22 protein-coding genes are annotated in these 24,223 nt (G+C 61.8%); 16 read left to right on the forward strand and 6 right to left on the reverse strand.

The features are described from left to right. The 5 genes from ocd to NKJ46_RS07885 all read left to right on the forward strand — a co-directional run bounded on the left by ocd (position 1) and on the right by NKJ46_RS07885 (position 6,934). On the forward strand, positions 1-1,068 hold the full coding sequence (gene ocd / locus NKJ46_RS07865; RefSeq protein WP_352663783.1) for an ornithine cyclodeaminase: 1,068 nt from the start codon (positions 1-3) through the stop codon (positions 1,066-1,068). A 447-nt stretch (positions 1,069-1,515) separates the two neighbouring features. After that, complete coding sequence (locus tag NKJ46_RS07870) at positions 1,516-3,465, forward strand: PrkA family serine protein kinase (RefSeq protein WP_352449545.1); 1,950 nt, start codon at positions 1,516-1,518, stop codon at positions 3,463-3,465. Positions 3,466-3,484: 19 nt separating this feature from the next. Further along, on the forward strand, positions 3,485-4,807 hold the full coding sequence (locus NKJ46_RS07875; RefSeq protein ID WP_352663785.1) for a YeaH/YhbH family protein: 1,323 nt from the start codon (positions 3,485-3,487) through the stop codon (positions 4,805-4,807). Further along, positions 4,807-6,345 carry a SpoVR family protein gene (locus NKJ46_RS07880; protein ID WP_352663787.1) on the forward strand — a complete coding sequence of 513 codons (1,539 nt, stop codon included), beginning with the start codon at positions 4,807-4,809 and terminating at the stop codon, positions 6,343-6,345. The genes NKJ46_RS07875 and NKJ46_RS07880 overlap by 1 nt, the downstream gene beginning before the upstream one ends. Before the next feature lie 97 nt (positions 6,346-6,442). Beyond that, positions 6,443-6,934: a DUF1772 domain-containing protein gene (locus tag NKJ46_RS07885; RefSeq protein ID WP_352663789.1), complete on the forward strand. Its 492-nt coding sequence runs from the start codon at positions 6,443-6,445 to the stop codon at positions 6,932-6,934. A gap of 115 nt (positions 6,935-7,049) precedes the next feature. Here the strand turns inward: NKJ46_RS07885 and NKJ46_RS07890 are convergent, their stop codons facing one another. Together NKJ46_RS07890 and NKJ46_RS07895 are read right to left on the reverse strand one after the other, a co-directional pair. Further along, positions 7,050-7,265 (reverse strand): hypothetical protein, encoded by a 216-nt coding sequence (locus NKJ46_RS07890; protein WP_352663791.1) that lies wholly within the window; start codon positions 7,263-7,265, stop codon positions 7,050-7,052. A gap of 78 nt (positions 7,266-7,343) precedes the next feature. Next, a complete protein-coding gene (locus NKJ46_RS07895; RefSeq protein ID WP_352663793.1) occupies positions 7,344-9,344 on the reverse strand; it encodes a protein-L-isoaspartate(D-aspartate) O-methyltransferase in 2,001 nt (666 codons plus the stop codon). Between the two features lie 295 nt (positions 9,345-9,639). Here NKJ46_RS07895 and NKJ46_RS07900 point away from each other — a divergent pair, with 295 nt between their 5' ends. Both NKJ46_RS07900 and NKJ46_RS07905 read left to right on the forward strand, forming a co-directional pair. After that, positions 9,640-12,051, forward strand: a complete 2,412-nt coding sequence (locus tag NKJ46_RS07900) for a phosphoketolase family protein (RefSeq protein ID WP_352663795.1) — start codon at positions 9,640-9,642, stop codon at positions 12,049-12,051. Further along, positions 12,051-13,232: an acetate/propionate family kinase gene (locus tag NKJ46_RS07905; protein WP_352663797.1), complete on the forward strand. Its 1,182-nt coding sequence runs from the start codon at positions 12,051-12,053 to the stop codon at positions 13,230-13,232. The genes NKJ46_RS07900 and NKJ46_RS07905 overlap by 1 nt, the downstream gene beginning before the upstream one ends. 23 nt (positions 13,233-13,255) lie before the next feature. Here the strand turns inward: NKJ46_RS07905 and NKJ46_RS07910 are convergent, their stop codons facing one another. Together NKJ46_RS07910 and NKJ46_RS07915 are read right to left on the reverse strand one after the other, a co-directional pair. Beyond that, positions 13,256-14,338, reverse strand: a complete 1,083-nt coding sequence (locus NKJ46_RS07910) for a sensor histidine kinase (protein WP_352663799.1) — start codon at positions 14,336-14,338, stop codon at positions 13,256-13,258. A 114-nt stretch (positions 14,339-14,452) separates the two neighbouring features. Beyond that, entirely contained in the window at positions 14,453-14,668 is a 216-nt protein-coding gene (locus NKJ46_RS07915; protein ID WP_352663801.1) for a KTSC domain-containing protein, read from the reverse strand. A 129-nt stretch (positions 14,669-14,797) separates the two neighbouring features. Between NKJ46_RS07915 and NKJ46_RS07920 the strand changes: the two genes are divergently transcribed. Next, positions 14,798-15,403 carry an alpha-ketoglutarate-dependent dioxygenase AlkB gene (locus tag NKJ46_RS07920; protein WP_352663803.1) on the forward strand — a complete coding sequence of 202 codons (606 nt, stop codon included), beginning with the start codon at positions 14,798-14,800 and terminating at the stop codon, positions 15,401-15,403. Between the two features lie 48 nt (positions 15,404-15,451). On the opposite strand, the gene NKJ46_RS07925 is transcribed toward NKJ46_RS07920, so the two are convergent. Next, positions 15,452-15,916, reverse strand: coding sequence for an NUDIX hydrolase (locus tag NKJ46_RS07925; protein ID WP_352663805.1), 465 nt, complete (start codon positions 15,914-15,916; stop codon positions 15,452-15,454). Positions 15,917-16,043: 127 nt separating this feature from the next. On the opposite strand from NKJ46_RS07925, the gene ku reads away from it, so the two are divergent. The 4 genes from ku to NKJ46_RS07945 all read left to right on the forward strand — a co-directional run bounded on the left by ku (position 16,044) and on the right by NKJ46_RS07945 (position 19,366). Then, positions 16,044-16,877, forward strand: a complete 834-nt coding sequence (gene ku / locus NKJ46_RS07930) for a non-homologous end joining protein Ku (protein ID WP_352663951.1) — start codon at positions 16,044-16,046, stop codon at positions 16,875-16,877. A 93-nt stretch (positions 16,878-16,970) separates the two neighbouring features. After that, complete coding sequence (locus NKJ46_RS07935) at positions 16,971-18,371, forward strand: PAS domain-containing HWE histidine kinase family protein (protein WP_352663807.1); 1,401 nt, start codon at positions 16,971-16,973, stop codon at positions 18,369-18,371. 75 nt (positions 18,372-18,446) lie between these two features. Then, a complete protein-coding gene (locus NKJ46_RS07940) occupies positions 18,447-18,818 on the forward strand; it encodes an avidin/streptavidin family protein (protein WP_352663809.1) in 372 nt (123 codons plus the stop codon). Between the two features lie 131 nt (positions 18,819-18,949). Continuing rightward, on the forward strand, positions 18,950-19,366 hold the full coding sequence (locus NKJ46_RS07945) for an HD domain-containing protein (protein WP_352663811.1): 417 nt from the start codon (positions 18,950-18,952) through the stop codon (positions 19,364-19,366). 31 nt (positions 19,367-19,397) lie between these two features. On the opposite strand, the gene NKJ46_RS07950 is transcribed toward NKJ46_RS07945, so the two are convergent. Further along, on the reverse strand, positions 19,398-19,808 hold the full coding sequence (locus tag NKJ46_RS07950; protein WP_352663813.1) for a DUF427 domain-containing protein: 411 nt from the start codon (positions 19,806-19,808) through the stop codon (positions 19,398-19,400). A gap of 181 nt (positions 19,809-19,989) precedes the next feature. Between NKJ46_RS07950 and NKJ46_RS07955 the strand changes: the two genes are divergently transcribed. The 4 genes from NKJ46_RS07955 to NKJ46_RS07970 all read left to right on the forward strand — a co-directional run bounded on the left by NKJ46_RS07955 (position 19,990) and on the right by NKJ46_RS07970 (position 24,219). Further along, a complete protein-coding gene (locus NKJ46_RS07955) occupies positions 19,990-20,805 on the forward strand; it encodes an endonuclease/exonuclease/phosphatase family protein (RefSeq protein WP_473599676.1) in 816 nt (271 codons plus the stop codon). A 63-nt stretch (positions 20,806-20,868) separates the two neighbouring features. Continuing rightward, on the forward strand, positions 20,869-22,269 hold the full coding sequence (locus NKJ46_RS07960) for a phospholipase D family protein (protein WP_352663817.1): 1,401 nt from the start codon (positions 20,869-20,871) through the stop codon (positions 22,267-22,269). A 488-nt stretch (positions 22,270-22,757) separates the two neighbouring features. Then, positions 22,758-23,060 (forward strand): hypothetical protein, encoded by a 303-nt coding sequence (locus NKJ46_RS07965; protein WP_352663819.1) that lies wholly within the window; start codon positions 22,758-22,760, stop codon positions 23,058-23,060. 187 nt (positions 23,061-23,247) lie between these two features. Continuing rightward, entirely contained in the window at positions 23,248-24,219 is a 972-nt protein-coding gene (locus tag NKJ46_RS07970; RefSeq protein ID WP_352663821.1) for an SDR family oxidoreductase, read from the forward strand. Positions 24,220-24,223: the final 4 nt, after the last annotated feature.

Raw genomic sequence — 24,223 nt, forward strand, 5'->3', positions numbered from 1 at the left:
ATGACCGTCAATTTGAACATCGTCCCGTTCGTCAGCGTCGACCGCATGATGAAGCTGGTGCTTGCCATCGGCATCGAGCGCTTCCTGCTCGAGCTTGCCGCCTATATCGAAGAGGATTTCAGGCGCTGGGAGCTGTTCAACAAGACGCCGCGGGTCGCCTCGCACAGCGTTGACGGCGTCATCGAGCTGATGCCGACCAGCGACGGGCAGCTTTACGGGTTCAAATACGTCAACGGGCATCCGAAGAACACGCGTGACGGCCGCCAGACCGTGACCGCTTTCGGCGTGCTTGCCGATGTCGGCAACGGCTATCCGATGCTGCTTTCGGAAATGACCATCCTGACCGCGCTCAGAACCGCCGCAAGCTCGGCCGTCGCGGCGAAATACCTCGCTCCCGAGGCCGCCAGGTGCATGGCGATCATCGGCAATGGCGCGCAATCGGAATTCCAGGCGATTGCCTTCAAGGCGCTGCTTGGCGTCGACAGGCTGCGGCTCTACGATATCGACCCGGCGGCCTCGGCGAAATGCATGAAGAACCTTGCCGGCATGGGTTTCGACATCAAGCTCTGCGCGTCGGCGCAGGAAGCCGTTGAAGGTGCAGAGATCATCACCACGGTCACCGCTGACAAGCGGTCGGCAACAATCCTAACCGACAACATGGTCGGATCCGGCGTGCACATCAACGCCGTGGGCGGCGACTGCCCGGGCAAGACCGAGCTGCATCGCGACATTCTGCTGCGCTCGGACATTTTCGTTGAATATCCGCCGCAGACGCGCATCGAAGGCGAGAGCCAGCAGCTCGATGCGGATCATCCGGTTACCGAATTGTGGCAGGTGATGACAGGAAAGGCAGCAGGCCGGACGGATGCAAGACAGATCACGCTGTTTGATTCCGTCGGCTTTGCGATCGAGGATTTTTCCGCGTTGCGCTACGTCCGCGATCAGCTTCAGCGGACCGGTCTTTACGAGGAACTAGACCTTCTGGCCGATCCCGATGAGCCGCGCGACCTGTTCGGCATGCTGCTGCGGGCCGAAAAAGCGACCGGGCTGGCGGTTGCCGGCAGCTGAGCTGCGATCCTGTCGGTCAGTCCTTCTTTTCCGATACAGGCGCTCGGTTGCGCGCTCGCTTTCCCTGCGCTCCGCCGGGCCGCGACGGCGCTGCGTGAGCAGGGCGTAGGCGATCAGAATTCCCAGCAGCAGTGGACCGCCTGCAACGACGAGCAACCACAAACTATTCCCAGACATCGACCGTCTCCTTTCCCTCACAACCGGGAAGGACCCGAACCGTTCCTCCGTCTTGTTGGGGGTCGTCAGCGGGGCGTGGTGCATTTCAGGATTTTATGCCTCGGTCAGGACGTTGCACGCCTTGTCTGCACTCAGGATGTCCTTATCTAGACTCTTATCCTTCGATCACATGCACTCTCTGCGAAGTGAAGGGAACCACAAGCGCTTTCTGACATTTGGTTGTTCAAGAGACAAACGTGCAGCCACACCGGCTCCGGGGCTAGGAATACCATGCGTGAGAATCAATCCGACGTCTTCGATCTGTTTTCCGAGGTTTACAAGAATGCGGCGCAGGAGGAGATAAGCCTCCAGCAATATCTGCTTGCCTGCCGCGAGGACAAGTCGATGTACGCCTCGGCACCCGAACGGATGGTCGAGGCGATCGGCGAGCCGACCTTTGTCGATACCAGCAAGGACGAGCGGCTCGGCCGTATTTTTTCGAACCGGACGATCAAGATCTATCCAACCTTCGCCGACTTTTACGGCATGGAGGATACGATCGAGCGTATCGCCGGTTATTTCCGCTATGCCTCGCAAGGGCTCGAGGAACGCAAGCAGATCCTCTATCTCCTCGGCCCGGTCGGCGGCGGCAAGTCCTCGCTTGCGGAGCAGCTGAAAAGGCTGATGGAGCAGCGTCCGATCTATACGCTGAAGGTCGGCGGCCAGGTCAGCCCAGTCTTCGAATCGCCGCTCGGGCTGTTCGATCCAGACCGCATGGGCGACCTTTTGGAGGACAAATACGGCATCGCCCGGCGGCGGCTGAACGGCCTGATCTCGCCCTGGGCGGCAAAGCGCCTCGACGAATTGTCCGGCGACATCTCCAAATTCAGTGTCGTCAAGCTGATGCCGTCCCGGCTGCGCCAGATCGGCATCGCCAAGACCGAGCCCGGCGACGAAAACAACCAGGACGTGTCGGCTCTGGTCGGCAAGGTCGACATCAGGCAGCTGGAAAACTTCAGCCAGTCCGATCCGGACGCCTACTCCTATAGCGGCGGGCTGAACCGGACGACGCAAGGGCTGCTCGAATTCGTCGAGATGTTCAAGGCGCCGATCAAGGTGCTGCATCCGCTGCTGACCGCGACCCAGGAAGGCAGCTACAACGGCACCGAGAATTTCGGCGCTTTCCCCTATCAGGGCATCATCGTTGCCCATTCCAACGAGTCGGAATGGCTGCAGTTCAAGAACAACAAGAACAACGAGGCGTTCCTCGACCGCATCCTGGTGGTCAAGGTGCCGTATTGCCTGCGCGTCACCGAAGAGCGGCAGATCTACGAGAAGCTATTGCGCGAAAGCGAATTGGCTAACAGCCCCTGCGCTCCGGAAGTGCTCGATATCCTCAGCCGGTTCACCGTCTCGACCCGCCTGGCCGAACACGACAATTCGCCTCTCTACACCAAGATGCGCGTCTATGACGGCGAGAACCTTAAGGAAACCGATCCCAAGGCGAAGTCGGTCCAGGAGTACCGAAACGCGGCCGGCGTCGACGAAGGCATGACCGGCGTCAGCACTCGCTTCGCCTTCAAGATCCTGTCGCAGACCTTCAATTACGACACCGAAGAGGTGGCCGCCGATCCGGTGCATCTGATGTACATCCTGGAAGAGGCGATCAAGCGCGAGCAGTTCCCGAAGGAGACCGAGGCGGACTATCTCGATTTCATCAAGTCGGAGCTGGCCACCCGTTATGCCGAGTTCATCGGCCACGAGATCCAGAAGGCCTATCTGGAATCCTACAGCGAATACGGCCAGAACCTGTTCGACCGCTATATCGCCTACGCCGATGCCTGGATCGAGGATCAGGACTACAAGGATACCGATACCGGCCAGATCCTCAATCGCGAGGTCTTGGACAACGAACTGTCGCAGGTCGAAAAGCCGGCCGGCATCGCCAATCCCAAGGACTTCCGCAACGAAGTGGTGAAGTTCACGCTGCGCGCGCGGGCCAGAAACCATGGCCGCAACCCGTCATGGACAAGCTACGAGAAGCTGCGCGAAGTCATCGAGAAGCGGATGTTCGGGCAGGTCGAGGACCTGCTGCCGGTGATCAGCTTCGGCTCCAAGCAGGACAGCGTGACGGAGAAGCGGCATACCGAATTCGTGCAGCGGATGATCCAGCGCGGCTACACCGAGCGCCAGGTCCGCCGGCTGGTGGACTGGTACATGCGGGTGAACAAGGCGGGTTGAAGCCAGCCCGGGGTAACATATGCCGATCTTCATCGATCGCCGACTGAACCCGAAGGACAAAAGCCTCGGCAATCGGCAGCGTTTCCTGCGGCGGGCGCGCGAAGAGTTGAAGCGCACCATCCGCGATCAGATCCGCGCCGGCAAGATCGCCGACGTGGACGCCGAGCATGCCGTTTCGATGCCGGCGCGGGGTACCGGCGAGCCGAGCTTCAACGATGCCAGGAACAGCGGCAGCCGCCAGCACGTCCTGCCCGGCAACAAGCATTTCACCCCAGGCGACCGGCTGCCCAAGCCCGGCCAGGGCGGCGGCATGGGGTCCGCCCCGGGGAGAACCGAATCGGAGGACGATTTCCGTTTCGTGCTGTCGCGCGAAGAGGTGCTCGATCTCTTTTTCGAAGACCTCGAACTGCCTGACATGGTCAAGCTCAACCTCAAGGAGATCCTCGCCTTCAAGCCGCGCCGGGCCGGCTTTGCTGCGACCGGCTCGCCGACCAACATCAATGTCGGGCGCACGATGCGCAACAGCCATGGCCGCCGCATAGCGCTCAGGCGCCCCAAGCAGGAGGAACTCGACGCAATCGAGCAGGAGGTCGCGTCGCTGGAGGCGAAGCCGCAAAACGCCGAGCTGCGCCAGCGCATCGTGGCGCTGCAGGAAGAGCTTGAGCGGCTGGAGCGCCGCCGCAAGCGGATCGCCTTTGTCGATCCGGTCGATATCCGCTTCAACCGCTTCGACGCCCAGCCGGTGCCGAACGCCAATGCGGTGATGTTCTGCCTGATGGACGTGTCCGGTTCGATGGGCGAACGCGAGAAGGATCTGGCCAAGCGCTTTTTCGTGCTGCTGCACCTGTTCCTGAAACGGCGCTATGACCGGACCGAGGTGGTCTTCATCCGCCACACGCACGAGGCGCAGGAGGTCGACGAGGAAACCTTCTTCTACAACACCCAGAGCGGCGGCACGGTGGTTTCCACGGCGCTTGAGGAGATGCACCGCATCGTCGAGCAACGCTATCCCAGCCGCGAATGGAACATCTATGTCGCCCAAGCTTCGGACGGCGACAATTTCGTCACCGATTCCGAGCGCTGCATCGCCCTGCTCGACGAACAGATCATGCGGCTCTGCCAGTATTTCGCCTATGTCGAGATCCTCGACGAGCGCGAGAGCCACATCTTCGGCGCTACCGACAACGGCACGTCGCTATGGCGTGCCTACAGTGCGGTCAAGCTGAGATGGTCAAATTTCCAGATGAGCCGCATCGCCACGGCGGCCGACATCTACCCGGTTTTCCGCCAGCTCTTCGCCAGACAGCCGGGTTATCAAAAGCGCGGCGAAAGAGGGGGCTGATGGCGAGCAGATCCGGGCTGCTATTTTCCGGTTCCGACTGGGATTTCAGGACGCTGTCGCGCGCCTACGAGACCATCGAGGCGATCGCCACCGAAGAGCTCCACCTCGACATCTATCCGGTGCAGATGGAGATCATCTCGTCCGAACAGATGCTCGACGCCTATTCCTCGGTCGGCATGCCGCTGATGTACCGGCACTGGTCCTTCGGCAAGCACTACCTCTACCAGGAACTGCTCTATCGCAAAGGCGGACGGGGGCTGGCCTATGAACTCGTCATCAATTCCAATCCCTGCATCGTCTATCTGATGGAAGAAAATACCATGGCCCTGCAGGCTCTGGTGACGGCGCACGCGGCACTTGGCCACAACCATTTCTTCAAGAACAATTATCTGTTCCGGCAGTGGACGGACGCCGGCGCCATCCTCAGCTATCTCGACTTCGCCAAGGGCTATATTGCCCGCTGCGAAGAGCGGCACGGCGTCGATGCGGTGGAAGAGATCCTCGATGCCGCACATGCGCTGATGGAACAGGGCGTGTTCAGATATCACCGACCGCCGAAGCTGTCGTCGGAAAAGCAGCGCGAGGGCCTTCGCGAGCGCCTGGAGTACGAGGAGCGTTCCTACAACGATCTGTGGCGCACGCTGCCGCCTTCCAAGGACGGCACCAAGGTCCGCGAGACGGATACCATGACAGAGCGCAAGAAATCGCTCAAGCTGCCCGAGGAGAACCTGCTCTATTTCCTGGAGAAGAACAGCCTGATCCTGGAACCATGGCAGCGTGAGGTCATCCGGATCGTCCGCGTCATCGCGCAGTATTTCTATCCCCAGCGGCAAACGCAGGTGATGAACGAGGGCTGCGCCACCTTCGTGCATTACACGCTGATGAACCTTTTGTTCGACCGCGGCCTGATCGGCGAAGGTGCCATGCTGGAGATCCTGCGCAACCATTCAAATGTGATCTTCCAGCCGGGGTTCGACGATCCGCGCTTTTCCGGTATCAACCCTTACGCGCTGGGCCTCGACATGATGCAGGACATCCAGCGCATCTCGACCGCGCCGACGGCCGAGGACCGCGACTGGTTCCCCGACATCGCCGGCAACGGCGACTGGCGCCAGACCTTGCTGGACGCCTGGGCCAACCATCGCGACGAGTCCTTCATCCGCCAATATCTGAGCCCTACCCTGATACGGAAATGGCGATTCTTTGTGCTTGCCGATGCTGCCAACGACCCCCATTACGAAGTCGCCTCGATACACAATGAGCGCGGCTACGAGAGCATCCGCGGCGCACTCGCCCACAGCTACGACATCGGCGCCAGCCGGCCCGACATCCAGGTGGTGGATGTGGACCTGCTCGGCGACCGGCATCTGCGCCTGCAGCACAAGGTCAAGGACGGCATCGTGCTGGAAGGCGGCAGCCGCGACGCCACGCTGCGCCACATCCGCAAGCTCTGGGGTTACGAGGTCAGCATGGTCGCGGTCGACGCGCAGACCGGCGCCACGCTCCACGAACGGTCTACCAGCCAGATCGGGGAATGACCCTACCGGCTTGCCGCCGACGTCGGGTGTCATCGCCTTTGCCGGATCACCAACGACCCTATCTACGGGCGCACCTTGGCATGGTCGGAGCAGGAACATGCGCGCATTGATGATCGCCGCCCTTCTTCTGGTCGCCGTCTCGATGGCGCTCTCGCTCGCGCACGCTTTGGAATTGCCCGGCAAGTTGCGCCTCAACGCGGCCGCCTACAGATCAGTGCAGGCGATCTACTATCCCGGCTTCACGATCGGCGGGTTCGCCGAGATCGGCGGCATCATTGCACTCGCCGTCCTGCTTTACCTGACGCCCTATCCAAGCGCCCGATTCTGGTGGACCTTGGCGGCGCTTGTCTTCTTGCTCGCGGAGCATGCGACCTATTGGTTGGTCACGCATCCCGTCAATAATTTCTGGGTGCAAGACGTTGCCATGCCGAAATCAGCCGGGACGTTTTTTTCAATGTTCTCTCGAAAGCAGGCCGGCGACTGGAGAGATTTGCGCAACGTCTGGGAGGCTTCGCATGTCGCCAGGGCAGGCCTGGCGATGCTGAGCCTCGTCTCAATTGCTGTCGCCGCGACATTTTTTGCCGAATAGCCCCGGGATCAAGACGGCGCCCTCGTCCGCCAATTTGCGGCCGCGGACGCTGCATCCGTCAGATCAGAGAACGAACCCGGCGCCGTATTGTCTTAACGTCAAGCGATCCGGCCGCTCAGCGGTCGGCGCGATGCTTGTTGTGAGCGCTTTCCTGGTGCTCGCCGCGGATGATGTTGCGATCGTCGGGATCGGCAATATCCTTCGGGTCCGATCTGAGCTCGGCACCGCGCCGGAACGCCTCGCGCTCTTGCCTGGTCTTTTTCAAATCCGCTTCGGCGTCGAAATCCTTGCCGGCGTTTTTCGTGTTCTCGCGCTCTTCGATGATGCGCAATTGCTGCTCATGGGTCTTTTTTTCCGGCCATCGGTGACCTCCTTCTTTCTATTTTCCGCTTTCCCAGGGTCCAATTCGCTACAGCCCGAAAGGATAGGTCTCGGGAAGGCCTGTCCCCACATGTTCCGGCCCAAGCGGCGTCACGGCACTGGTTTCATCGAACCAGACGAAAGCATCGAACTGGCGGGCGAGCGAGGCGTCCGCATAATGGCTGTGGAGCTCGGTTTCGGGCCGGTAGATGACGCCGATAAAGCGTTCCAGCCGGCGCTCCAGAAGCCGTTCGCGCAGCGTGTCGTCGCGCTCGAAATCGAGCAGGAAAGGCGAGACGCCGCTGTCGTGGCAAAGCCGCTCATAGCTGTCGTTGTGGGAAGGCCGCACCGGTTTCACTTCCATGTCGCCGTCCCAGTCGGTGGCGGCTGCCACCGTCCCGGAATGAGTACTGAGCCCAATCAAGGCAACCTCGTCGCCAAAACGCTGGCGACAGAGCTGGCCGATGTTCAATTCGTCCCTGACGATCCCCATCTCGGTATAGCGGGCATCGCCGATATGGGAATTATGAGCCCAGACCACCGCCTTGGCGTCCGGGCCGCGGGCCTGAAGCAGGTGCTCCAGCGTTTCGAACATGTGGGTGTCGCGCAAGTTCCAGGACTGCGCGCCGCCGTAATACATGGTGCGGTAGTAGCGCTCGGCGGAGGCGACCAGGCGGGCGTTCTGGGTGGCGTCGAGGAAATCGATGCCGTCCTGCTGGGCATAGTCGAGCTCTCTGGAAAGCAGTTCCCGGCATTGCTCGAGCACGGCCTTCTCGCATTGCCGGTAGCCGGAGGTGAGTGCGACACGGCCATAGGTGGCCGGGTCGTTCTGCCACGGGGTCAGGCAGCCGTAGCGTTCGCGTGCGATCCTTGCCGCCCGCGGATCGACGCGGTCGAGATATTGCAGGACAGCCGCGATCGATCCGCCCATATTGTAGATGTCGAGGCCATAGAACCCGACCCGCCGGGAGGATATGCTGATCCGCCCATTATGCTGTCGCATCCAGTCGACGAACGCCGCGACGTCGGTGTTGCGCCACATCCAGGTGGGAAAGCGCTGGAACGGCGGCGCGGCGCCCGGCCGCGGCGACCGATGGCGGACGTAGCGGTCGATCGTCGCGGCATCGGGCCAGTCGGCCTCGACCGCGACGATGGTGAAGCCATGCTTCTCGATCAGCCTGCGAGTGATCGCGACGCGCGCACGATAGAACTCCGACGTGCCGTGGCTGGCTTCGCCGAGCAAAACGACGCGGCGGTCGGCAAACCGGTCGAACAGCGCACCGAAGGCCGGATCGTCGAAATCCGGAAGCGGTTCGGCGGCGGCCGCGATCATCTGCGGCAGGCTGCTCCTGCGCTGATGCCGGTGCGGAAGCTCGGCCGCTATCTGGCTGTCGCTGCCTGGCTCGCCCCAGCCTTGCTCGCCGATCAGCGGAACAAACCGCACGCCGCCGAAATCCTCCTCGGTGTAAGTTGCTGCGCCGGTCCGTGTGACCTTGAGCAGGCGCTGCGAGTCGAATTCGTCGCCGACCGGGATGACAAGCCGGCCGGCGACGTCGAGCTGTTCCTGCAGAGCGAGCGGTGCGCCGGGTCCGGCGGCCGCAACCAGGATCGCATCGAAGGGTGCCGCCTCTGGCCAGCCCTTGGTGCCGTCGCCGATGCGGACTTCGATATTGTCATAGCCGAGCTTTTTGAACCGCTGCCTCGCCGTTTCAGCCAACGCGGCGTGGCGCTCGATTGTGTAGACGCGTTCGACGATACGGCTCATTACGGCAGCCGCATAGCCTGATCCGGTGCCGACCTCGAGGACGTGGTCACCGGCTCCGACCTCCGCCATTTCGATCATGAACGCAACGATATAGGGCTGGGATATCGTCTGACCTTCGGCGATCGGCAGCGGCCCGTCCTCATAGGCGAATTCTTCGAAACCAGGCTCGACGAAAGCCTCGCGCGGGACCTCGCGCATCGCCTGAAGGACATTGCGGTCGCGAATGCCACGGCGGCTCAGGTGGATATCGACCATTTGGTTGCGGGCATGGGAGAGATCGAGCATCTTTCTGCTCCTCCTAGGGCTTCCGCCACCCAAGCTGCTCAGCGGCACTTTGGCCGGTCGTTATGCCGGGCCTCGGCAGTCCACTTGGATTTCATGCATACGGTGCATCTTCCTAACCGTTGGCGAGCCCTGAGGTTCCCCAAAAGAGAGACCCGCTTTCTGTCCGGCGAGGCGGGTTGCAGGATCGGCAAGCGGGCGCTGGCTGCACCGCCCAAACTTATTTCGAGGCAAATCCTTTCTCCGGCGCGACGCCACTCCAGATAACGACGGACGAGGGTATTCCGGAGGCATGTCCATGAACGACGAGGCTCGCACCGCTGCGCAAACAACCGGCCTTGACCAGGTCGATCTGTTGGACCGCTACTGGCGCGCCGCGAACTACATTTCGGTTGGCCAAATCTATCTGCTCGACAATCCGCTCTTGCGCGAGCCCTTACGGCCCGAGCACATCAAGCCGCGGCTGCTCGGCCATTGGGGCACAACGCCCGGCCTCAATTTCATCTATGTGCATCTGAACCGGATCATCCGTGAACGTGGTCTCGATGTTCTGTTCATCTGCGGGCCGGGTCATGGCGGCCCGGCAATGGTCGCGAACACCTGGCTCGAGGGCACCTACAGCGAGATCTATCCCGAGGTCGGCAGGGGCGAAGACGGCCTGCGAAAGCTGTTCCGGCAGTTCTCGTTTCCCGGCGGAGTGCCGAGCCACGCGGCTCCGGAGACGCCCGGCTCGATCCACGAAGGCGGAGAACTCGGCTATGCTCTGGTCCATGCGTTCGGCGCCGCCTTCGACAATCCGAACCTTGTCGTTGCCTGCGTCGTCGGCGATGGCGAAGCTGAGACAGGCCCGCTCGCCGCGGCCTGGCATTCCAACAAGTTCCTGAACCCGGCATCCGACGGTGCCGTCCTGCCGATCCTGCATCTCAACGGCTACAAGATCGCCGGCCCGACGATCCTCGGCCGCATGGAAGACGAGGCATTGCGCAGCCTGTTCCTCGGCTATGGCTACGAAACCTTCTTCGTGGAAGGTCATGATCCTGCCGCGATGCATCGCGAGATGGCGCGCACGCTCGATACCGTGCTCGACCGGATCCACTCCATCCAGGAGCCTGCACGAGCCGCGGGCTGGAAGGGAGAGCGGCCGCTGTGGCCGATGATCGTGCTGCGCAGCCCCAAGGGCTGGACCGGGCCGAAAGAGGTCGACGGCAAGAAGGTCGAGGATTTCTGGCGCTCGCACCAGGTACCGGTGTCGAACGCGCGTGGCGACGCGGCGCACCGCCAGATCCTCGAAGACTGGATGCGCAGCTACGAGCCGGAAAAACTGTTCGACAAAGGCGGGCATCTCCTGCCGGAGCTCGCAGCACTTGCGCCGACAGGGCCAAGACGCATGGGCGCAATCCCCTTCGCCAATGGCGGGTTGCTGAAACAAGACCTCGTGCTTCCCGATTGGAAAGGCCTGGCGCTCGACGTACCGCGTCCGGGCGGTACCGTCGGAGAGGCGACGCGGACCGTCGGAAGCTACCTTCGCGACGTGATACGCTTGAACGCCAAGGCCAGGAATTTCCGGCTGATGGGGCCGGACGAGACATCCTCCAACCGCCTCGACGACGTGTTCGAGGTTACGGACCGCGTCTGGATGGAGCGGATCGAGCCTTACGACGTCCATCTTTCCCGCGACGGCCGCGTCATGGAAGTGCTCAGCGAGCACCTTTGCCAAGGCTGGCTGGAGGGCTATCTGCTTACCGGCCGCCACGGCCTGTTCTCGTGCTACGAGGCGTTCGTCCACATCGTGGATTCCATGGTCAACCAGCACGCCAAATGGCTGAAGACCTCCGGCGAACTTGCCTGGCGCAAGCCGATCGCCTCGCTGAACTACCTGCTGACCTCGCATGTCTGGCGGCAGGATCACAACGGCTTCAGTCATCAGGACCCGGGCTTTGCCGATTTCGTCGCCAACAAGAAGGCCGACACGGTAAGGCTCTACTTCCCGCCGGATGCCAACACGCTGCTGTGGATCACCGACCATTGCCTGAAAACCTACAACCGCATCAACGTCATCGTCGCCGGCAAGCAGCCGGCGCCGCAATGGCTGTCCGTCGAAGACGCGGAAGCGCACTGCAAGGCCGGCGCCGGCATCTGGGAATGGGCCGGGACGGTGGCCAAGGGCGAAGACCCGGATGTGGTCCTGGCCTGCGCCGGCGACGTGCCGACACTGGAGACCCTTGCCGCAGCCGACCTCCTGCGCTCGGGCGTTCCGGACCTGAAGATCCGCGTCGTCAATGTCGTCGACCTGATGATTTTGCAGTCGAATTCCGAGCATCCGCATGGCTTTGCCGACGACAGATTCGACGCACTGTTCACCAGGGCCAAGCCGGTCATCTTCGCCTATCACGGCTACCCCTATCTCATTCACCGTCTGACCTACCGGCGCGCCAATCACGACAACATGCATGTGCATGGCTTTCGCGAGGAAGGCACGACGACGACGCCGTTCGACATGGTGGTGCTCAACCAGCTCGACCGCTATCATCTGGCGCTCGCCGCGATCGCGCGCGTGCCGGGGCTGGCCGAGCGGGCGAAGGAGCTTGCCGCGGCGCTGCATGCGAAATTGGCTGAGCACAAGGCCTATGTCCGCGAACAAGGCGAGGACATGCCCGAGATCCAGAAATGGTCCTGGCCACAGGACAGCGCGACGAGGGCCGACGATTGATGCGACGATCGATCCTTGCGTTGAATGCCGGCTCGTCGAGCATCAAGTTCAGACTTTACGACCTTGCGGCATCCGCCGAGCTGGATCTTGCCTCGCGCGGTTCGCTGGATCTGGGCGACGCGCCAAGGCTGACCGCAAAAGCTGCCGATGGGGAGCTGCAGTGCGATCGGCCGCTTGCCGCAGCCGCATCACGCGACATGGGCATCGGCCAGATGCTGCAATGGATCGAGAACGAACTTGGCGGACGGAAATTGATTGCCGCTGGCCATCGCATCGTCCATGGCGGACGCGAGTTCGTCGAACCTGTCCGCCTGACGCCGACAGTTATCGAGGCTCTCGACGGGCTGACCCCGCTTGCGCCACTGCACCAGCCACGCAGCCTCGCACCAATCCGGGCGCTTGCCGCGTTGCGGCCCGACCTGCCGCAGGTCGGATGTTTCGACACGGCCTTCCATCGGGCCATCGAGCCTCTGGTCAGCCGTTTCGCGCTGCCGCGCCGCTACGAGGCGGACGGCATCCACCGCTACGGCTTTCACGGGCTTTCCTACGAATATGTCGCCGGCTGGCTCAAGCAGATATCGCCCGAACTGGCGGCGAAAAGAACCATCGTCGCCCATCTCGGCAACGGGGCGAGCCTGTGCGCCATGCGCGACGGGCGAAGCGTCGATACGACGATGGGCTTTTCGGCGCTTGACGGCCTGGTCATGGGCACACGCTGCGGCGCCATCGATCCGGGCGTGCTTTTATACCTGCTGCTGGAAAGAGGCGTTTCGGGAGAAGCGCTGCAAGACATGCTGTACGAGGAATCCGGCTTGCTCGGCGTGTCCGGCATTTCCGGCGACATGCGCACGCTGGAAGCCAGCAACGACCGCCGGGCTCGCGAAGCGGTGGAGCTTTTCGCCTTCCGCGCCGCCAGGGAAGTTGCCGCCCTCGCCAACACGCTGGGCGGGCTGGAATGCCTAGTGTTCAGTGGGGGCATCGGCGAGCACTCTGCCCCGGCCCGCAAAGCGATTTGCGACAGACTTGGCTGGCTCGGCGTGGCGATAGACGAGGCCGCCAACAAATCCCATGAAGCGCTCATAAGCCAAGCGGACAGCAAGGTCGAAGCCCGCGTCATCGCAACCGACGAAGAAGGTGTCATCGCCCGCCACACCCGCAAGGTGATGGAGGGGCTCGGCTGATGCGGACGGCCTTGCTCGACCGGCTACGTCGCGAGCGCGGCCGATCTGTTGAAGACGATGGTCACCCGCGTTCCTTTGCCGGGGGCAGAATCCACCTCGAACCGGGCTTTGGCATTTTCGATCAGTGATTGAGCGATCAATGCTCCGAGCTTGCCGGGTTTCGGCCAGGTCTCGCCTTCGGGCAGGCCGATGCCGTCATCGGCGACCACGACGCGAAAACCATCGTCGTCGACAACACTCCGCAGCGTGATCGTCCCGCCTTCGCGATCCAGAAAGGCGTGTTTTAGCGCGTTCGTCAAAAGCTCATTGGCCACCAGACCCGTTGGCATCGCCACATTGATGGACACCGGATAGGTGTCGACCTTCATGTCCAGCCGGATGCCTTGCACGGCGTGCGAGGTCATCACGGCGGAAGCGATCTGGCTGAGATAGACGCCAAGGTCCACTTCGGCTTTCTGTTCGTCGACCGACAGCGTCTGGTAGAGAATTGCGAGCGCATCGACGCGGCCGGCGAGGCGCTCGAAACGTTTCTGATCGGGCGACGCCGCGCTGCGAGCCTCCAATCTGATGAGAGCTGTGATCATCTGGAGATTGTTCTTCATCCGATGCTGCAACTCGCGCAGCAGCATGTCCTTTTCCCGGATGCGTTGTTCGAAGGCTTCGCTGTCACTTGCCTTGTGCGCGGTAACATCGACAAGGGCGACCAGTCGAAAGGACGGTCGCCCGCGCTCGTCCTCGATCAGGTTCGAATACACATCGATGATGACCGGCGCTGTGTCGGCACGTTGCAGGCTAAAGGTTCCCGCCCGGTCGATGTCCTCGACGATGGCGCGGGCCAGCGACCGGTCCTTGTTCTCGCCCAAGCCTTCTCCGCTCAGTGCAGCCCAGTTGCGGCGCTCCAGTTCTGCGACGGAAACGCCCGACAATTTCTGGAACTCGGAATTGACATAGACAACACGTTCATCGCCGCTCAAATCGGAAATTGCGATCGCAATCGGCAGCTGGTCGAGGAACCGCTTGTAACCGTCACTGTCCAGGGCGCCCGCCAGATCGAGGTTGTCGAGCAATTGCTGGAGCTGCTCGGTTTTTTCAGCTTCGGCGGACATTCCAGGCTTTCGGTCTTCGGGTGGGACCATGATTAATATCAGGTCACTCGCCAACTGCGAAGTCCGCTCATTGTCGCGCGGAGCCGAGATCGTGGTTGAGAAGCGTCTGAAGGCTCAGCTCGAATGGCTCTGCTCGACCAGATGGTATTTGTACCGGTCGCGAATATGTTCGTTGAAGAACCGGCCCTTTGACAAGGCTTTGCGGAATGCCGCGTGGACCTGCGGCGGCACGTCCTCGTAGTCATAGCGGTTTCCGCTGGGGACGAACCATACCGAGAGTACCCTCGTCGCCGGCTGGTAATCGATGTTTCTGATCGCAGTTGAAGGCATCCTCGACAGGTCCAATGCTCGGCAGTGCTCCGTTCCATGCCGCCGTGTGAATAACCCTGCACGGAGGGCGAGGTTCCTTGCTGCCGAAGCAGCCTTGCCGCTACGGGCCGGCTTCACCAAATACGGTTGATGCCATCGCCCAAGACATCGGCTGCCCGCCAGGGCGATCTCTTTGCCGCCACCGACGACCTGCCGGAAGGATTTCACTACCAGCCTGAAATGATCACGCCGGAGGAAGAAGCAGCGTTGGCGAGCCAGCTGGCAAGCCTGCCTTTTCAGGCCTTCGACTTTCACGGCCATCTGGCAAACCGGCGGGTGGTCGGCTTCGGGCTGCGTTACGACTACGACCGGCGCGAAGTCGTCGAGGCACCGCCGATACCCGGCTTTCTGCTGCCGCTCAGGGAAAAGGTTGCAGCCTTTGCCCGCCTGCCGGCCGAGACCTTCGTGCAGGTGCTGATCAACGAATACCGGCCGGGCGCCGGTATCGGCTGGCACCGCGATAAGCCTCATTTCGAGGCGGTCGCCGGCGTTTCCCTGCTGGCCGCCTGCAGCTTCCGCCTGCGCCGGAAAAACGGCACGCGATGGGATCGCAAGACGGTCACCGTCGAGCCAAGGTCGGCCTATCTGATGACGGGCGCTGCGCGCAGCGAATGGGAGCACAGCATTCCGCCGGTTGCCGAGCATCGCTATTCGATCACGTTGCGCACACTGCGCGCTCAAATTCGCTTGGGATAGCACGGTGAGGCAAGCCGGCGCAGCCCTGAACTACCAAGCCGATACGGTTCATCGGTCGCCATGCCGACCGGCAAAATCCGCCAGCATGGCGCGCTGGCCTTTCAGAATCTTGAGGTTGGCTTCCGGCAGGGAGAACCAGCCCGCTCTGTCGACTTCGGCAAATTCCTTCATCGAGCCGGACCGTGGTGGCCATTCCATGACGAAGGTGTTGCTGCTTATGGCGTCGCTGTCGAAGTCTGCTTCGACGCACCATGCGACGACGAGCTTGCCGCCCGGCTGCCGATAGCTGCCAAGGTGTTCGAAAACTCCATCGATGGCGATGCCGAGCTCCTCTTCGGCTTCGCGTTTGGCCGCCGTCAGCTCGTCCTCGTTCTCGTCGACCAAGCCCTTCGGGATCGACCATGCGCCGTCGTCTTTCTTCGCCCAGAATGGGCCGCCCGGATGCACCAGCAACACCTGAAGTGAACCTCGGCTTTGGCGATAAATGAGCAACCCTGCGCTGCGTTTGGCCATTCCGCTATTCCCCTGACGAAAATCAAACGAACGTTCTCGTCCTGGCCGGCATGTGGAGCAGCCTCCCACGGCGGAACGATTTCTGCTCGCAGCCGTTCCGTCCGTTCGGCAAATGAGTGTGATTGACATGGCGACGCCGCGAGCTGCCTGGAAGGGCTTTATGAAAGTCGGATCGGTTTCCTGTGGCGTCAAGATTATCGGCGCCGTCAGCGAGTCCGAGAAAGTGCATTTCAGGATCCTGAACCGCAAGGACGGTCTCCCCGTCAAGAGCGCTTATATCGACGAGGAGACCGGCGACACGGTGGAGGCTGCCGACCAGGTAAAGGGCTATGAGGTCGAGAAGGGCGAATTCATCCGCATAGAGCCGGACGAAATCAAGAAACTAAAGATGGTGTCGCAGCACACGCTCGAGATCGGGGAGTTTGTGCCTACCGCCGAAATCGACGCACGCTACCTCGAAAAGCCCTATTATCTGGTCCCGGCCGATGTGCCCTCCACGGAGGCATTCGCGGTGATCCGGGACGCCATGGCCAGGAAGAAAGTGGCAGCCCGGTCCTGCGTCGTGCTGTACCAGCGTGGCCGAGAGGTGCTGATCCAGCCGCTGGGCAAGGGCATGGTGATGACGGAATTACGCAACCACAATGAAGTGGTCGCGGCGGACACGGTGTTCGAAGGGCTGAAGGCTCGCAAGGTCGATCCCGAGATGCTGGAAATCGCGCAATTGCTGATCGACAAGAAGCCGGCCAAATTCGACCCGTCGAAGTTCGAAGACACTTATGAACAGGCGCTGGTTGCGATGATCGAAGCCAAGCGCAAGGGCAAGAAACCGCCCAAGCCGGCACCCGAGCCGAGGACGAACGTCGTCAATCTCGCCGATGTTCTGCGCAAGAGCCTGGCGCAGGAGGGCGGCAAGGCTCCGAACAAAAGTCCGAGGGCGGCGGCGAAACGCAAATCGGCCTGAATGTCCGAAAGCAGATCGAACGGAACCGAAAACACTCGCACGCATTTAGATGACGTAGCAATCCGTCGGCAAGCTAAGCGGAGCGGGGGACTGGTGGACGTCGTTGAACTAAGGACTGGCGGAATCCCGCAAGTTTCTTCCGCCGACCTGATGCAGGCGTTGCCTGTGGCCGTCTACACCACCGACAGACAAGGCTACATCACCTTCTTCAACGAAGCCGCTGCCGATCTCTGGGGACATCGTCCGATGCTTGGCCAGGACCGCTGGTGCGGTTCATGGAAGCTTCGCCACCTTGACGGGCGACCGATGGCGCACGACGAATGTCCGATGGCCGTTGCCTTGCTGGAGGAGCGGGACGTTCGTGGGGGCCGGGCGATCGCCGAGCGGCCGGACGGCCAGTTCATCCCGTTCAGCGCGCACCCGGTCCTGCTTCGCAATGTACGCGGCGAGGTCGTCGGCGCCATCAACACCTTGCTCGACCTGCGCACCCAGGCGCTGGCTGACGACGCCGGCATAAGGCTCGCTGCCATCGTCGAATCCTCGATGGACGCGATCGTGTCGAAAGACCTGAACGGCATTATCACCAGTTGGAACGACGCGGCACAGCGCCTGTTCGGCTACACGCCCGCCGAGGCGATCGGGCGCCCGGTGACGATCCTCATCCCGCCCGACCACCTGGATGAGGAAGCCATGATCATCAGCCGCATTCGCGCCGGCGAACGGATTCCCTCATACGAGACGATCCGGCAGCGCAAGGACGGCACCCTGGTACCGGTTTCGCTCACCATCTCGCCGATACGCGACGGCATCGGTCGTATCATCGGCGCCTCCAAGATCGCGCGCGACATCAGCCCGCACAAGGAGAGCGAACGGCGCATCCGCACCCTCATGCGCGAAGTCAACCACCGCGTCAAAAACCAGTATTCGGTGATCGTCTCGATGATCCGCGAGACCAGCAAGCTGGCGGGGACGCCCGAGGCTTTCCTTTCACAGGTCCGGGAACGCATCATGGCGCTGTCGGAGTCGCACGATCTGCTGGTCGATGCCGAATGGCGTGGCGCGACTATCGGCGAATTGATCCATGCCCAGACCAAGGCCTTCGCGACACAGGCCCGTCTGACGATGAGCGGGCCGATGATCATGCTGCAGCCGAACGCGGTGCAATATCTCGGCATTGCCTTTCACGAGCTGGCCACCAATTCGGTAAAGCACGGAGCACTGTCGTACTATGACGGACGGGTCGAGGTCGAATGGACCGTGACGTCAGCCGCCGACGGCAGCGATGGCTTCCGCCTTGTCTGGCGGGAACTGGACGGACCATTGGTCGATGAAAACGCGCGACGCGGTTTCGGAACGGTTGTGCTCAAACGCGTCACGCCGCAGGCGCTCAGCGGCACGGGCCGCCTGGAATTCGCCAGGCACGGCATCACCTGGACGCTGGAAGCGCCGCTGCGCTTCGTTCAGATGTCGACGGCCGGCATCGCGGCTGATTAAAGGCCGCTACCTCGGCCGCGGCTTGGCGGCCGTCTGGCAGCGCAATCCCTATGGTAGCAATCAGGAGGAGCAGCGATGAGTTGGCTGGGCACCTGGCGGAACCAGTACGGGTCGGTCGTCGAACTGACCAGCGAAGAGGGCGGACGGATCAGCGGAACCTTCAGGACGGCGCTGGAGGACAGCGCCTTCTTCGGCATGACCGTGCCGCTGTTCGGAGCCTGCCATGGAGACGTCATCGGATTCACCTGCGCGGCCGAAGGGCGGGTCGGAGCCGCGGCGGTGAGCTATACCGGGATACTCAGGAACGGGAAGCTGGAGATGCTGTGGCACACCGTTGCAGATGCCGCTTTGTCGGCGGAAAAGGAAGGTGCCCCGGCCCGTGCCAGGAAACTCCCCGCCTGGCGCGCGTTTGGAACCAGCCTCGACAGTTTTGAACGCGTCGCCTGACTATCGCGCCCGCCACCGCGGCACTCAGCGCGCAGGCGAGGCAGTAGGGTCCCGCGGCGCGTAGGAACTCGCACTGACGATGGCGCGTTGGTGCGCCAGGACATGCGCTGTTCGTTACGGGGATCGACCCAATGAGCGTGCTTTATCGCGCAGCAAAAATCGCCGAACAGGCTCATGCCGGGCAGACGGACAAGACAGGGCGGCCTTATATCGAACATTGCCGCCGGGTCGTCGATGCCGTCGAAACGCTCGACCAGAAAGCCATTGCCTATCTTCACGATGTCATCGAAAAAGGCGACGGCTGGAACCGCGACCGGCTTGAGGCGGCCGGGTTCGGGCCGTCCATCGTGTCTGCCATCGACGCCATGACGCGGCTGCCGAACGAGGACGATGCCGCTTTCGTTCGCAGGGCCGCGGTCAATCCGTTGGCATTGCCGGTCAAGCGCGCCGATCTTGTCGACAATCTATGGCAGGCACGGCAGATCGGGGCGTCGACAGCGAAATACGAAGACGGCTTGCGTATTCTCAGAGAAGAGTTCTCGAGCTGACGGAAGGCTGGCGCCTGTCGCTGATTTGGATCTATTCGGTGACGTGCGGCGTATGCCGCTTGTCCTCCGCGGGATCGGCCTCGATCCGCGCCCTGCCGGGATCGAACGCGCCGTGGCGGGCGATCGCCAATGCCGGGGTGTCGGGCGTCTCGTAGGCCCACATGAAGTCTTCTGCCGACGAACCGACCGCATGAACACGCCAATAGCTTGCCGTGCCCTTCAGCGGGCTGTGGCTCGTTGTGTTCGCCTTCTCCAGAAGGTCGAAATAGATGTCCTCGAAGGGTATGTAGAAGACAGGATCATGGCCGTCTTCGTAGAGCAGCTTTGCCCGGTCGCTCGACGCAATAATCGCGTCGGAGAACCGAACGGTTACGGTTCCGTCGAACGGGACAATGCTGAGCGGGCCTGGCCGGGGGGCGGAATTTGCGGCTAAGGGCTGCATTCGACTTCTCCGTTGACTGCGCTGCCCTCCCGAAACGTGTTGTTGCCCGTCAGGGTTCCAGACGGCGGGCGCGCCGAGGCCGGTGGTGGAACGGTTTTGCAAGGTCGCCGTTGTTTCAGACCTCCGCACGCGCCATAATCGCAATGGCCGCCACTCACCGACTCAACAGCAAATGGATCACATGCTGGATCGATCGCCTACCCTTCCAAGGTCGCTTGGCGCTGCGCTGCGAAGGGAAGTGCCGCGGTTTGCCGCGCCCGGCAATGAAATTTCGTGCACCACGGTCGCATCCTACAATGTGCATAAATGCGTCGGCACCGACGGCAGGTTCGATCCGGAGCGGGTCGCAGCCGTGGTTAGGGAACTCGATGCCGATATCATTGCCTTGCAGGAGGCCGACGAAAGAACCGGAAGCAGGCAGGGATTGCTGGATCTCGCAGCGCTCGAGCGGGACAGCGATCTCGTCCCCACCCATGTCCCGGAAAACCGCCGCAGCCATGGCTGGCACGGAAATCTGATCCTGGCACGCCGTGGCGTGGTCGAAAGCGTGAACCAGCTCCGGCTGCCCGGCCTCGAGCCGCGCGGTGCGGTCATCGTGGACCTGGAACTGAAGGGCGTTTCGCTCAGGATCATAGCCGCACATTTTGGCTTGCTGCGGCGGTCGCGCTCGCAGCAGGCCAACGCGCTGGTCGAAGCCACGCACCCGGTTCTGCGGCCAACAATCCTGCTTGGCGACCTCAACGAATGGCGCGTCCGCAACAGGTCTTCGCTGCTGGCCCTGCTTCCGCATTTCGGTCCGATCGATGCGGTTCTGCCGAGCTTTCCGTCGCGCTTTCCGCTGTTTGCGCTCGACCGCATCCTGGCCAGGCCGCCGCACCTGATTTCCAGCATCGAGGTGCACAAGACGCCGCTGGCGCAACGGGCTTCCGATCATCTGCCGATCAAGGCCCGGCTGAACCTGGACGCGATACGTCAGCCGCGACTGCAACCAGAATGACCCTGAAGGGTTGTTAGTCAGATTTCAGACGGTTTGCTTCGCTGATGTTTGCCGGTGCACTTCATGGATACAGCCATTTCGCGGTTTGCCCGGGACAAGATCGCTGCCGGCAATAGCGGGCTGCTGCTGATCGCCGACAATTATGACGCGTTTGCCGCGCGAATCCTTGCTGCGCGCAGTGCCACAAGCAGCCTCGACCTGATGTACTATCTCTGGCACGACGACCATAGCGGCCGGCTGCTGATGCAGGAGGTCGTCAAGGCGGCGGAGCGCGGTGTCCGCGTCCGCATGCTGCTGGACGATATAAATCCGCGCAACAGCGACGCCGCTTACCTGGCGCTCAACAGCTACAAGAACATCGAGCTGAGGCTGTTCAACCCGAGCGGCATGAGGAACGGCAGCATCTTTCGCTCGCTGGAGATGGTCGCCCGGCTGTTTGCGATGACCCGCCGCATGCACAACAAGGCCTGGATCGCCGATGAGGGCTTGGCCATCGTCGGCGGAAGAAATATCGGCGATGCCTATTTCGACGCTGCGGAGACGAATTTTCGCGATCTCGACCTGTTGCTTCTCGGTCCTGCCGTAGGGCAGACGATGCAGATCTTCGAGGCGTTCTGGAATTGCGAGGCAGCAACGCCGATCCAGCTGCTCAGTCCAGCTGCGGCGGGCTCGCGCGCCGATTTCCTCGACAATCCCGACGCGACCGCGGACGGCCGGCTGTTGAACAGCCTCAGTGCCTGGCGCACGATCACGGAGTTCATTGCAGCACACAGCGACGTCTGCTGGACGAAAGGCGTTCGCGTCATTTCCGATCCGCCGGAAAAGGTGCGCGGCAAAAGGCGCAGGAACTGGCTGACCAAGGAGCTGCTTCCCGCTATCGCGGCCACCAGGCAGCGCCTCGAAATTGTCTCGCCCTATTTCATCCCCAGCCGCACCGGGTTGGCCATCCTGTCGAAGCTGGTGGGCCGTGGCGCCGAGGTTGCAGTACTGACCAACTCGCTCGCCGCGACGGACGTCGCCGCCGTGCACGGCGCCTATGCCAAATACCGCCGCAAGCTGCTTAAAAAGGGTATCCAGCTTTTCGAATTGCAGCCCTTCGACCGTCAGGCCAACATCTCCGTTTTCGGTTCAAAGGGAGCCAGCCTCCACACCAAGGCCTTCACGGTCGACGATACGCTGGGGTTTGTCGGTTCCTTCAATTTCGACCCACGTTCGGTGTCGTTGAATGCGGAAATGGGCGTGCTTTTCCACGATACCAATCTGGTGATGGAGTTGCGCCGGCTGTTCGAGCACGAAAAATCACCGCAGACGAGCTATCAGCTGGTCCTGGACAAAGGCGCCTTGCGGTGGCTCGGCATGGCGGATGGCGAGATGCGGCAATATTCGCGTGAACCCGAGGCCAGTCTCTATCGGCGCATCGTTGCAGCGCTGGTTGGATGCCTGCCGATCGAATCGCAATTGTAAAAGCGACGGATTTGCAACTCATTGTCGGAACGGAACGCTTTGTCGGAACGCAACTCGGGGATCACGAGTTGTAAGCCGTATCCGGAGCATGCCTATGAAGACCACCATATACAGTTTTCTTGCTGAGCTCTTGCCGTTCTGGATGGCGCATAAACGCAAAATGCGCGCCGACCGCGCCGCTGAGTGGCCGACGCGACCGGCTGCTGCGGACGACGATGGTCGGCTGTCTGGCGATCCTAGTCGAGCAACACCGGCGCGGCGGCGCAACACGTCCTAAGGGCGGGATGCCTTCAAATTAGATCCCGCTCCAACTGTCTGGCTAGCCGCATTTCCGCGACGCCAAGTGATCCCATTTGGCTGCAGAAGCTCTAGCCCTAGGCGATCACGCTATCGTCAAGTGTCGCTATTCGAAATCCGGCGTTACCAAGCATCCATTTTGCAGCACGTACGTTAATGTGCACTACAGGTTGCCGCTATAGGTGAGCGCCATGAGTGCTAGTGCGATAGAATTCTTGCAGGACTGGATCCACGAAAACGTTCATCTACCGCCGCCTTCGATCAAGCTTGAAAAGGAGGCGGAAATCCTCGCCAGGGAATGCAAGGAAGAGGCGGCCGACGCCGGCGTGCCCATAGAAGACATCGAGGAAGAGGTTGGCGACCTCAAGGACCTGCTCGTCGCCAAGCTTGAAGACGCAGCCGAGGACGAGGCCAGGCAGCTCAACGGCAAGGGGCGCGACATGAATAGGACGGATGGAGCCAACGGGCCGGCGACCCTGCAGAACAATCTGTGACTCAGGGCGGGTCGAACGAATGCGCCGCTGAGGGAGCCGCAATCTCCTAGGCTTTTCAGCGGGTCCGTACTGCAGCCGGTGCCGTGGGTTAGACTCCGCACGATCCGCCCGGGCTGAAGGAACGACCTGGTCGCATAAACCTTTTCGCCGGACACGCGTTGTTGGGTTTCAAGCCAGGGAGATGACCATGCAGATGAAATCGGAAATCGCCGGCGAGGCCGCCAAGCAACGGCACATCCAGCGCCGCATCGACGAGAGAGACAAGTCCAAGTCCAATGGCAAGCAAAAAGGCGCTATGCAGGCCGGTGCCCGCAAATATCCCGAGCCGCCCTTCCCCGAGCAGCACCAGCCGAAGCCGGGGCATGAATGGGCGATCGAGCCGGCACCGCTTTACGATGCGCCGTACTATATCGGATCGAAAAAGCTCGACGGTAAAGTGGCCGTCATTACCGGCGGCGACTCAGGCATCGGCCGTGCGGTGGCCGTGCTCTATGCGCGTGAAGGCGCCGATGTGGCGATCATCTATCTCTCGGAGGACAAGGACGCCGAAGAGACCAAAAGGGCCGTCGAAGCGGAAGGCCAGCGCTGCATCCTGATCAAGGCCGACGTCAGCGAACGCGACCACTGCCACAACGCGGTGGCTGAGATCGTACAGGAGTTTGGGCGGATCGACGTGCTGGTCAACAACGCCGCTTTCCAGATCCATTCCAGCGATTTCAGCGAGCTGACCGAGGAGCATTTCGACACGACGCTGAAGACCAACCTCTACGGCTATTTCCACATGGCGCAGGAGGCCGTGCCGCACATGAAAGCCGGTTCGGCGATCATCAATACCGGCTCCGTGACCGGCATCGAGGGCTCGAAGCAACTGGTCGATTACTCCATGACCAAGGGCGGCATTCATGCCTTCACCCGCGCGCTCTCGGGCAACCTTGTCGAGAAGGGCATAAGGGTCAACGCCGTGGCGCCAGGCCCGGTTTGGACGCCGCTCAACCCCTCGGACAAGGAAGCCGGCGATGTCTCGAAATTTGGCGCCGATACGCCGATGAAGCGGCCGGCGCAGCCGGAAGAGATCGCGCCGGCCTACGTGTTCCTCGCCTCGCCACACTGCTCGAGCTACATCACCGGCGAGATATTGCCGATCGTCGGCGGCTACTGACGGC

The sequence above is a fragment of the Mesorhizobium sp. M0166 genome (assembly GCF_040322255.1).
Lineage (GTDB): Bacteria > Pseudomonadota > Alphaproteobacteria > Rhizobiales > Rhizobiaceae > Mesorhizobium.